8 protein-coding genes are annotated in these 10,235 nt (G+C 59.4%); 3 read left to right on the top strand and 5 right to left on the bottom strand.

What is annotated here, in order from left to right; translation table 11 throughout:
* Nucleotides 1-77: 77 nt before the first annotated feature.
* Together rimI and HNR03_RS26585 are read right to left on the bottom strand one after the other, a co-directional pair.
* Nucleotides 78-530, bottom strand: coding sequence for a ribosomal protein S18-alanine N-acetyltransferase (gene rimI, locus HNR03_RS26580; RefSeq protein WP_259156982.1), 453 nt, complete (start codon nt 528-530; stop codon nt 78-80).
* The gene (locus HNR03_RS26585) at nt 523-1,263 is read right to left on the bottom strand and encodes an energy transducer TonB (protein WP_259157015.1); all 741 of its coding nucleotides are present in this window, start codon (nt 1,261-1,263) and stop codon (nt 523-525) included. Before HNR03_RS26585 ends, rimI begins: the two co-directional genes overlap by 8 nt.
* Nucleotides 1,264-1,469: 206 nt before the next feature.
* On the opposite strand from HNR03_RS26585, the gene mksB reads away from it, so the two are divergent.
* From mksB to mksF, 3 genes are read left to right on the top strand one after another with little or no spacing between them, the layout of a single operon-like run.
* A complete protein-coding gene (gene mksB / locus HNR03_RS26590; protein ID WP_167360476.1) occupies nt 1,470-2,744 on the top strand; it encodes an Mks condensin complex protein MksB in 1,275 nt (424 codons plus the stop codon).
* Entirely contained in the window at nt 2,734-3,435 is a 702-nt protein-coding gene (mksE, locus tag HNR03_RS26595; protein ID WP_090179959.1) for an Mks condensin complex protein MksE, read from the top strand. The genes mksB and mksE overlap by 11 nt, the downstream gene beginning before the upstream one ends.
* Entirely contained in the window at nt 3,432-6,272 is a 2,841-nt protein-coding gene (gene mksF / locus HNR03_RS26600; protein WP_259156983.1) for an Mks condensin complex protein MksF, read from the top strand. Before mksE ends, mksF begins: the two co-directional genes overlap by 4 nt.
* Before the next feature lie 212 nt (nt 6,273-6,484).
* Here mksF and HNR03_RS26605 read toward each other — a convergent pair whose 3' ends face one another.
* From HNR03_RS26605 to HNR03_RS26615, 3 genes are read right to left on the bottom strand one after another with little or no spacing between them, the layout of a single operon-like run.
* Nucleotides 6,485-8,791, bottom strand: coding sequence for an intermembrane transport protein PqiB (locus HNR03_RS26605; protein WP_259156985.1), 2,307 nt, complete (start codon nt 8,789-8,791; stop codon nt 6,485-6,487).
* Entirely contained in the window at nt 8,784-9,407 is a 624-nt protein-coding gene (locus tag HNR03_RS26610) for a paraquat-inducible protein A (protein WP_222588456.1), read from the bottom strand. The genes HNR03_RS26605 and HNR03_RS26610 overlap by 8 nt, the downstream gene beginning before the upstream one ends.
* Nucleotides 9,394-10,053 carry a paraquat-inducible protein A gene (locus tag HNR03_RS26615; protein WP_222588457.1) on the bottom strand — a complete coding sequence of 220 codons (660 nt, stop codon included), beginning with the start codon at nt 10,051-10,053 and terminating at the stop codon, nt 9,394-9,396. Before HNR03_RS26615 ends, HNR03_RS26610 begins: the two co-directional genes overlap by 14 nt.
* Nucleotides 10,054-10,235 lie beyond the last annotated feature (182 nt).

Below are 10,235 nucleotides of genomic sequence, written 5' to 3' on the forward strand. Positions count from 1 at the left end.
CCACATTTGACCGAGATCCATATGAGGAACGCGATTAAATGTGGGAGCGGGCTTGCTCGCGAAGCTTTTAAAAGTAGTCAGTCGACCAGGGTGCAAGCCATGACCACCGCATCTTCCCGACCACCAACAGCAGGGTAGTAATCCCGACGCCGCCCGATCTCGTTAAAGCCATAGCGCTCATACAACTTGAACGCGCCACGATTGCTGTCGCGCACTTCCAGGAAACACTCGCGCGCCTTGGCTTCATACGCCCGGGACATCAAGTGCTCAAGCAGCGTCAAGCCCAGGCCACGCCCCTGGTTTTCCGGCTTGATCGTGATATTCAGCAGGTGCGCCTCATCAAGGATGATCTGCACCACGCCATGACCGACTTGCTGCTGCCCTTCGAACATCAGCCAGATCTGGTACTTGCCCAGCCCGTCCAGAAAAATCCCGCGGGTCCAGGGGTGGCTGTACGCCGCGTATTCAATTTTCAGTACAGCGTCCAGGTCCGCCTCGGTCATCGGGCGAAACGATACAGCGTCACTCATTCGATTCTTTCCAACGCGCCATCAGCCGACGCATGGCTTGCCAGACATCAGCCTTACGCTGTGGCTCTTCCATTAATAATTCCAGGCCCGGCAGGGCCCAGACCGAGCCCAGGCCTTCGACCTGGAGTTCACGGTTGAAGGATTCTGCATTCGCCTCGCCGGCAAAACGCACCGCCGGCAGGCCGATCAGCCATACGCAGACGCACGGTGCGTCTTCCAGGCGGGCTGAGAGAAACCCCTGCACAAAGTCACGGGCGGCTTCAGGACCTTGATCCATGGTGCCCCGTACCAGCAGCGGCCAGCGCACGGGCTCGCCGACAATCTGTGGGCTGTCCGGCAGACCGGCGGCACGCAGCATGTCCTTGAGCAACAGATAGGCGGGATCGCGGGTCTGGAAGGTTTCGCCTGTGGGTAACTCCACCAGCAACAGGCAACGACCGGCGCGCAGCAATTGCAGGGCGAAACGCGGTGGCGGCACGACCGGTGCCTTGGCCACGACCGGCGCCTCTTCTTCCTCGACCTTGGCGTTCGTGCGCGTGCTGGCGAGGGATGGACGTGGCACCTCGATTTTCACCCGCTCAGCCGGTTTGACCACGGGTTCCATGGGCGTTTCGGCCACTGGAGCCTGAGCCACTGGCGCGACGACCAGCGGCTCAGGCATCTCGAGCAGCTCGGGACGCGAAGGCGCGGCAAAGGGTAATTCGGTGCGCGGCAGCCAGTTGACCACCTGCATGGCGGTCAAATAGGCGCGGCGACGGGACTCGATAAGCAAAGGTCGGCCACTTGTGGATAACTAAAGTGCAGTGATTCTACCGCCCTTCGCTAAAGATCGCCCGCTGTTGATCGATAGAAAACCGACACTCCGTCCCGAGAGTGAATCGACATGCCTGTGATGCAGTACAATCGCGGCTTTTAATCGCTAACCAGCCGGCCATTCCGATGATCGAACCCAAGCGCGTCTTGCGCGCCCTCGCTGAACACTGGGCACTTCTGGAGCCGCTGTGCGAGCACTTCGACCAGGGCACCTTGAGCCTCAACGAACTGCGCACGCAGCTGGCCGCCCAGCAACTCGACAGTACGCCGCAGGACATCACCAGCCTGCTGGACGTATGGATCCGCCTCGACATTCTGGTTCCGGTGGCGAAAAGCCCGAACCGTTTCGAGCTCAACGCACAGATTCACGACTTCCTCGCTTACCTGCGCCGTGAGCATCGTCTGGGCCTGTGCCTGGAAATCGAAGCCTACTTGCGTCACCTCGAGCGTCTGGCCGGTTACATCCAGGATGCCTTCGACATTCGCGACGGCCACGACCTGGCGCGCCAGTTGCGTCTGCTCGACATGCGTGTGCGCGACGTCCTGAAGAAACTCGACAACGACGAACAGGCACTGGTAGCCGTGGCCGAACGGGCCAAGACCAGCGACCGGCAGATTCCCCTGCGTCAGCGTTACGCGGAAGTACTGGCGACCTGGGACGAATACGTCGAGCCGATGATCGATCTGGTGAATGCTGACGGTGCCTTTGAACAAGGCGTGCGCAAGGTCGAAACCGTGCTGCTGAAGATGCTCAGCGAACAGCAGCGCCTCGGCCATCTGGTCGACGACGACATGCTGTTGCGTACCCACGCGCGCATCCTCGAAATGCAGACCAGCGCGCAACTGACCTTGCGTCATGCCCGCGAGCTGCTGCTGCCGCTGCGTGAAGAGGCCCGCCGGCACAACGCCGTGACCCGTGGCGCGGCGCTGGCCCTGTCGGCCATTCGCCGTAAAGGCATCGATGCGGTGCCACAAGCCGCGATGCCGATGTTCACCCGCCCGCAAAGCACCTTCCTCGGCAGCGCCAGTCAGGTCGAAGCCTACGTGTATGCCCTGGCCCGATTCGAGCCGAAACCGGCGCGTTTCCCCAAGGCCCACAAGACCCAGAAAGGCGAAGCGCCACGCGCGCCACGCACGGTTCGGGAAATGCTCGAACGCTGCGAAGACGCCCTGCCGATGCCGGACCTGATGACCTGGCTGCTGGAGCAGGAACCGGACGGCGCCACCGACGAATTGCTGTATTGGTTCTCGCGCCTGTCTCGCGAGAAACGCTTCAAACGCGAGCGTCTGGAACGCCGCGATTACCACACTCATGAGCACCAGGTCAGCCTGCGCTCCTTCGCCCTGCTCTCGGCCCGCGACACCGCCGAGGATTCTGCGAGCACCCCACATGCATCTTGATCTAAACGAACTGTCCCAGCTGGCGCCGATCTTTCGCGAGCTGTTCAAGGGCTACCACGTCAGCCGCCGCGACCCGGAGCTGTACGCACAACTGTCGAACTTCCAGGATCAGTACCGCACGCTGTTCAAGGCATTGGGCTTTGAACTGGTCTGCGACACCCGTGGTTTCTATTACTTCGTCCCGGACCTGGCCGCCGCCGCAGTGAACAAGACTGCCCAGCGTCTGGCGCTGTTCACCTTCATCGTCGTCGAGCACCTGGCCGACCAGGGCCGTGACCCGGTTGCCGTGCTCGACGGCGGCAGCCTCGGTCGCGATGAATTGCCTTCGTTGCTGGAAAAGTACCGCGACCTGTTCATCCAGGCCGAAGTGCAGACCGTCGAAGAGCTCGAAGAAAAGATCATGCGGCGCATGACCCAACTCGGCTTCGCCGGCGAAGAAAACGGCATCTACCGTTTCTTGCCGCCGATGCACCGTTTCCTCGACGTGTGCCTGTCGGTTCAGCAGGACCGCGATCTGGCGGCCAGTCTGCACAGCGTGTTGCCGTTGCCGGTTCCGGTGCTGATCGATGACGACAGCGACGAAAAACTGCTGCAAACCGATGATCCGCTGGACCTCAGTGACTTCGAAGAAGAAAGCGAAGAAGACGCCATGGCCCGCGCCATTGCCGAAGAACAGGAGACCGACGCATGAGCAAGGAACGCTACGGCATCCGCCGCTTCGCCCTTTTGAACACCGCCGGTTACAGCCTCGGGCTGTTTCCGCTGGAAGAACCGCTGTCGGTCTACGGCGCGAACAACCTTGGTAAATCCGCATCGATCAACGCGCTGCAGTTCCCGATCCTGGCGCGTATGTCGGACATGAGTTTCGGCAAGTACAGCCTGGAACAATCCCGACGCTTCTACTTCGCCTCGGACACCAGTTACATCCTCGTTGAAGTCGCGCTGCCCCACGGTCCACACGTGATCGGCGTGGTCGGTCGCGGCCCGGGCGGTGGTTTCGGTCACCAGTTCTTTGCCTACGCCGGCAAACTGGATCTGGCGCACTACCAGAAGAACGACACCTGCCTGCGCCAGAAAGAGCTGTTCACCAACCTTGAACGCGAAGGCCTCAAAGCCTACGAGCTCAAGCCGGATGAACTGCGCCGCTTGCTGGTCGGTGGTCACACCTCGGTTCCGCTGGACCTGACGCTGATCCCGCTGCGCTCCACCAGCGAACAGAGCCTGAAGACCTTCCGCGCCCTGTTCATCAACCTGCTGCACATGCGCGAAATCACCGCGGCCAAGCTCAAGCAACTGTTCCTCGACGCCTTCGAACACAGCTTGCGTTCCGGCAGTGTCGATTACATCGCCGCGTGTGAAGAAGCCTTCCGCGATGTGCGACGCATGGAGCAGGACTACAACTCGCTGGTCACCGCCGGCCCGTTGGTTGAAGCCCTTGCGGCAGGCGTGACCCAGCGCAATATCCTGCGCGGCAAGTTGCACCGGATCTCGCCTCTGCTCGACTCGTTGCTCGGCACCTGGTCGGACTACGCCAGTGCGCGCAAGGAAGAGCTGACGATTCAGGCCGAACACTACCGCAACGAACAGGACGCGCTGCAAAACGATCAGCGCGGCGGCACGCAGGAATTGATGCGCCTGGAACGGGAAATCACCGGCATCCAGCGCTGGCTCGGTGAATTGTCTGCGCTCAAGAATCGTTTTGCCTTGGTCGATGACGTCAAAGTGCTGGAGCAGCAATTGCTCGCGGCCAAGGACGCGCACGACGAACTGGCCGGCGCGCTGGCCCAGTCGCGGCAGTTCAGCGCCGAGGACCTGGAAGAGCGTCTGCGCGATCTGGAAAAACGCCTGAAGTCGGTCAAGCAGCAACTCGATCACGCCGACAACAACAGCTACGCCCGTCTGCGCGAAGAGTTCTCGCAACAGGACGTCGAGCGCCTGATGCGCCTGTTCAACAGCGCGCTGTTCAGCCTGCCGCTGGGCGAGCACGGCATCACGCTGGACGAGGACGGTCAGTGGGTCAAATCCATGGAGCTGATCCTCGACGGCTTCAAAGGCGAGCGCTTCGAAGTGCCGGGCCTGTCGATCGACATCTCGAACATCGAGCCCCCTGCCCTGCAGGCCCTCGCTGACCGCGCGGCGTTGCGCGATCAGAAAGAGCGTCTGGAGAAAGAACTCAAGCAGCTTAAAACTCAAGCTGCCGTGGCCGCCGACCGCGCCGCGAGCAAGACCCAGACCGAAGCGCTGTACCAGCAGGTGCTGGATGCGCAGAAAGCCCTGGAAGATTTCCGTCGCACGCAGACCCTGAGCGCCGAAGAAGGCGACAAGCTCGAACAACTCGCGCAGATGGAAGCCGCGCAGGACGAATTGAAGCGTTCCAGCGATGCTTTCACCGAACGCGTCCAGCAACTGTCGGCCAAGCTGCAACTGGTTGGTCGACAAATCGGCGACATGGAAGCCAAGCAACGCACCCTCGACGATGCCTTGCGCCGTCGTCAGCTGTTGCCGGCGGACCTGCCGTTCGGCACGCCGTTCATGGACCCGATCGACGATTCCATGGACAACCTGCTGCCGCTGCTCAATGACTATCAAGACAGCTGGCAAGGTTTGCAGCGCAGCGATGGTCAGATCGAGGCGCTGTATGCGCAGGTTCGCCTCAAGGGCGTGGCCAAGTTCGACAGCGAAGACGATATGGAGCGTCGACTGCAACTGCTGATCAACGCCTATGCACACCGCACCGACGAAGCCCTGACCCTCGGCAAGGCGCGCCGTGCGGCGGTCACCGACATCGCCCGGACGCTGCGCAACATTCGCAGCGACTACGACAGCCTCGAACACCAACTGGCGCTGTTCAACCGCGAGATCAACAAGCGTCAGGTGTCCAACCTGCAAAGCTTCCGCATCGTGCTGGCGCCGAACAAGGAAGCGCTCAAGCACATCGACCAGATCATCCACAGCGCCGGCCAGTACGAAGAAGGCGAAACCCTCTCCGTCTTCGACCTTAGCCAAAGCGCCGAGCAGGACAACAAGAACGAAGAGGCCAAGGAATACCTGGCGCGGCTGGTGGCGGCGAACCACAACCAGCTCGGCCTCAAGGACTTGTTCGAGCTGGCGTTCGAGATCACCAAGGTCAACGGCCAGCCGGTGATCCACACCGACATCGATGGCGCGGCATCCAACGGCACCACGATGACCATCAAGGCGCTGACCAACATGTATTTGTTGCTGCACTTGATGGACCGCGATCAGGCCGGTCGCGTACGCCTGCCGTACTACCTCGACGAAGCGGCGGACATCGACGAGAAGAACCAGGCCGCTTTGCTGGAAACCAGCCTGCAACTGGGCTTCGTGCCGATTCTCGCAAGCGTGAAGCCACAGGTCTGCGCCAGTGTGGCGATTGACCTGGAAGGGGGTAGCGGACCTAACGGCATCTACATCGATGAGGCGGACTGGAAGTACATTCGTCGCCACGATGAGGTGAAGGCCGTGGTTAACGTTGAAGCGGATGAGCCGGAGCTGGATGCCGTCTGATCTGCATTAATCGAAGGCAATGAAAAGGCCGCGATCCAATGGATCGCGGCCTTTTTTGTTTAGAGCTGGACATTGTACGTGAGCTTGAGGGCCTCTTCGCGGGCAAGCCCGCTCCCACAGTGGTCAGCGCCGTTTGCAAATTTTGTGTACGGCCCAAATCAATGTGGGAGCGGGCTTGCCCGCGAAGGCGTCATCACCGACACCAATTAACCCTACTGCTTACCGAGGGCAATCTTCGGCGCCCAGGTCAGCCACTCATCTTCAAACTTGTCGAACAGCGGGAAGGTTTGCTCGGCTCGCGCCGGGCCGCCCATACGCTCGCCGTCCGGTGTAGCGAAGGCAATACCGCCCTGCATCAGCGTCTCAAGCGATTCGGTGCGAACCGTCGCGCCTTTGAACAAGCCATAGTCGAAACCGAAACCACTGGTGTTCCAGAAACGCGTGCCGCTGCGCACCAATGGCGCGTACTTTGGCTCGATCAGGATGTGCACCAATACACGATCCGCCGTCTGGCCGAGCTCGTAGCTTGTCACTTTGCCGACAGTGACTTCGCGATAGGTGACAGGCACACCGATCTTCAACGAACCACGGCGAGCAGCACTCAATACCAGGCTCAAACCGGCTTCTTGCTTGGCGATTTCCGGTGGATTGGCCAAGGCGACGAAGTTTTTCTGCGGTCCTAGATTTTTCGCTGCCGGCTGAACTTCGATGTATTGACCGGTGACCAGGGTCTCGAGGTTCGAGGTCTTGATCAGCCCCAATTCAGGCTTGACCACCCAGAACTGGCTGCCCACCCGGGCGATGCGCTCAGGGACTTCAGTGATCCGCGCGGTGAGCAGGACCGATTGCAGGTCATCGCTGAGGTCGACGTCTTCAACCTTGCCAACGTCCAGGCCTTTGAATCTCACTGCCGTGCCGCTGTGTAAGCCGTCAGCACGGTCAACCTTGATGGTTACCACGGTGCCTTTGAGATTCGCCTCTTCATGGCTGGGGAACAGACGGAAACGAGGGATGCGCTTCTTCAATGGCGCATTGGCCCGCGGGGTTTCGAATGCAATGCCCCCGGCCAACAGGCTTTGCAGCGACTCACTTTTGACCTGGATCCCGCCGGTCAATCCACCCGTGAGCGTGACACCACTGGCATTCCAGAAACGCGTGGAGGCATTGACCAGTCCTTCGTATTCTTTCTCGATGTGCACACCGATGACCAATTGCTTCTTGACCTTGGAGAACTGATAACTCTGGACCGAACCGACCTTGACCTGTTTGTAGAGAATCGGGCTGCCGACTTCCAGTGAGCCAAGGTTTTCGGTGAACAACACCAGGTGCAGACCCGGTGAGCGCAAGTCCAGCGGCGGCGCTTTCGGACGCGCCACGAACTCACGTTGCGGCGCCGCACCTTTGTCGCCCGGTCGCACGGCGATGTAGTTACCTTTGACCAAGGCTTCCAGGCCGGTGATGCCGGCGAGCGAGATCGACGGTTTGACCACCCAGAACTGAGTGCCTTCGACCAGATAGTCTTCGGCCAATGGATCAAGGGTCAGCTCGGCCGTGGCGGCAGACAGATCCGGATCAATTTTCAGGGCTTTGAGATTGCCGACCTGGATGCCTTTGTACATCACCGGCGTGCGACCGGCCTGCAAGCCTTCGAAGTCACTGAGCTTGACCTTCACCCGAATGCCGGCAGCGGCGGCGTCGAAGTCTTCATAGAGACGGAACGGCAGGCTTGGATCGGTCGGCGGGCTGTCCTTGCGGTTTTCCGGCGTGGCGAACGCGATGCCGCCGGCGACGATACTGGCCAGGGATTCGCTGCGCACTTTCACGCCCGACAGGTTGGCATCGATGCTGATGCCACTCGCGTTCCAGAAACGCGTGTGTTTGCGCACCAGGTTGGCGTAGGTCGGCTCAATGAAGACTTTGAGCTCAACGGTGCTTTGATCTTCGGAGAGCACGTAGCTTTTGACCTGACCGACCTTGATCTGCTTATAGAACACCGGGCTGCCGCGATTCAGCGAGCCGAGACGATCAGCCTTGATCGTCAGGTGCAGACCAGGTTTGGCATCCGACAGCGGTGGTTCTTCGGCCAATGCTTTGAACTTGCGAGTGGGTTCGCCTTCGCCGGGACTGACGGCGACGTAGTTACCCGAGACGAGGGTTTCCAGTCCAGTGATACCGGCCAGCGTCACGCTTGGTTTGATCAGCCAGAAGCGTGTGCCCGTCTTGAGGTAGGGCTCAACGTCCTTGTTCATCTCAATGGTGGCGATCACGCCTTTTGAACTGCCTTCGTCATCGAGCTTGAGGGCTTTTACCTTGCCGACCGACATGCCTTTGTAGACCACCTCGGTCTTGTTGGCCTGAATGCCTTCACCGCTATCGAAGCGCACCTGAATCTCGATGCCGTTTTCGCTATAGGCACGCCAGCCGAGCCAGCCGCCGATGATCAATGCGATCAGGGGCAATACCCAGATGGCAGACCAGTTCGAGGCCGGTCGGGTTTTAGCTGTAGGCAAGTCATTCATGGTCGTCGTCCGACTCCGTGTTATCCCAAATCAGTCGGGGATCGAAAGTTACTGCGGCAAGCATCGTCAGAATCACCACACTGGCGAAAGCGATGGCGCCAAGATTGGCTTCGACGCTGGCAAGCCGTCCGAAATTCACGACCGCCACCAGGATGGCAATCACAAAGATGTCCAGCATTGACCAGCGGCCGATGAACTCAATGAAGCGGTACATCCAGATGCGCTGTCGTGCCGAAAGTGGTTGGCGGCGCTGCACCGAAAACAGTAGTAACGCGATGCCCACCAACTTGAACGTGGGCACCAGAATGCTGGCGATGAAAACCACGGCGGCGATGGGAATCATGCCGTGCTGAACCAACTGAATGACACCGGACATGATGGTGCTCGGATCACCCTGCCCCAATGAACTGACAGTCATGATCGGCAGCAGGTTGGCCGGGATATAGAGAATCGCTGCGGTTATCAGCAGTGCCCAGGTTCGCATTAGACTGTTTGGTCGTCGGACATGCACGAGCGCACCACAACGGGTGCAGCTCTGCTCGTCGGTATCTGCTTGCTGCTTGTTCAATTCATGACATTCAGTACAAATCAGAATGCCCGCATCAATTGCCCGCATGGGCATCCTCTCCTGACAAAGCCTGCCAGATCTGATGAGGCGACATCACCACCTCCAACCAGACCTGGACCAACAACAAACCGATAAAGCACGCTAATCCAAGGCCTACGGTAATGGCTGCCATATCTGCCAGTTTGACGATCGCCACCAGCACGCCCATGAGGTAGACCTCGAGCATCCCCCAGTCCCGTAGATGGTGATAAATGCGGTAGAGCAGCAAACCGTAGCTGCGTCCGATATCAAAACGGATGCTCAACAACACCATTAATTGGCAGAGCAACTTGAGCAACGGAATCCCCATGCTGCACAGGAATACAACCACCGAGACGCCTTGCATGCCGGTATCGAACAAGCCGACAACACCGGTCCAGACAGTATCTTGTGAGGATTGCCCGAGTAGATTGAGCTGCATGATGGGTAAAAAGTTCGCCGGGATGTACAACAATAAAGCGGCGATGACCAAAGCGAGACTGCGCTGCACGACATTGTGTCGATGAGCATAGAGCTCGTAGCCGCAGCGCGGGCAGAGTGCTTTCTCGCCTTGGGCGAGTTCGGGCTTGCGCATCAGCAAGTCACACTCATGACACGCCACCAGGTCATCCAGCGGTAATTCTGACAGCCTTGAGGTGTCAACCGGATCTGGCATAAGAGGCTCTGGCTCCGAAAAAGTTGGACCTATTCTAGTGTCATGAACCAAAAATAACTGTGCAAATTTGTGCTATCACGGACGAGCATTTTCCTGCGGGCAAAACAAAACCCCTACCTGCATACGCAGATAGGGGTTTCGGAATTTAATCTTGACGATGACCTACTCTCACATGGGGAAAC

Source organism: Pseudomonas sp. JAI111 (assembly GCF_024809425.1).
GTDB lineage: Bacteria > Pseudomonadota > Gammaproteobacteria > Pseudomonadales > Pseudomonadaceae > Aquipseudomonas.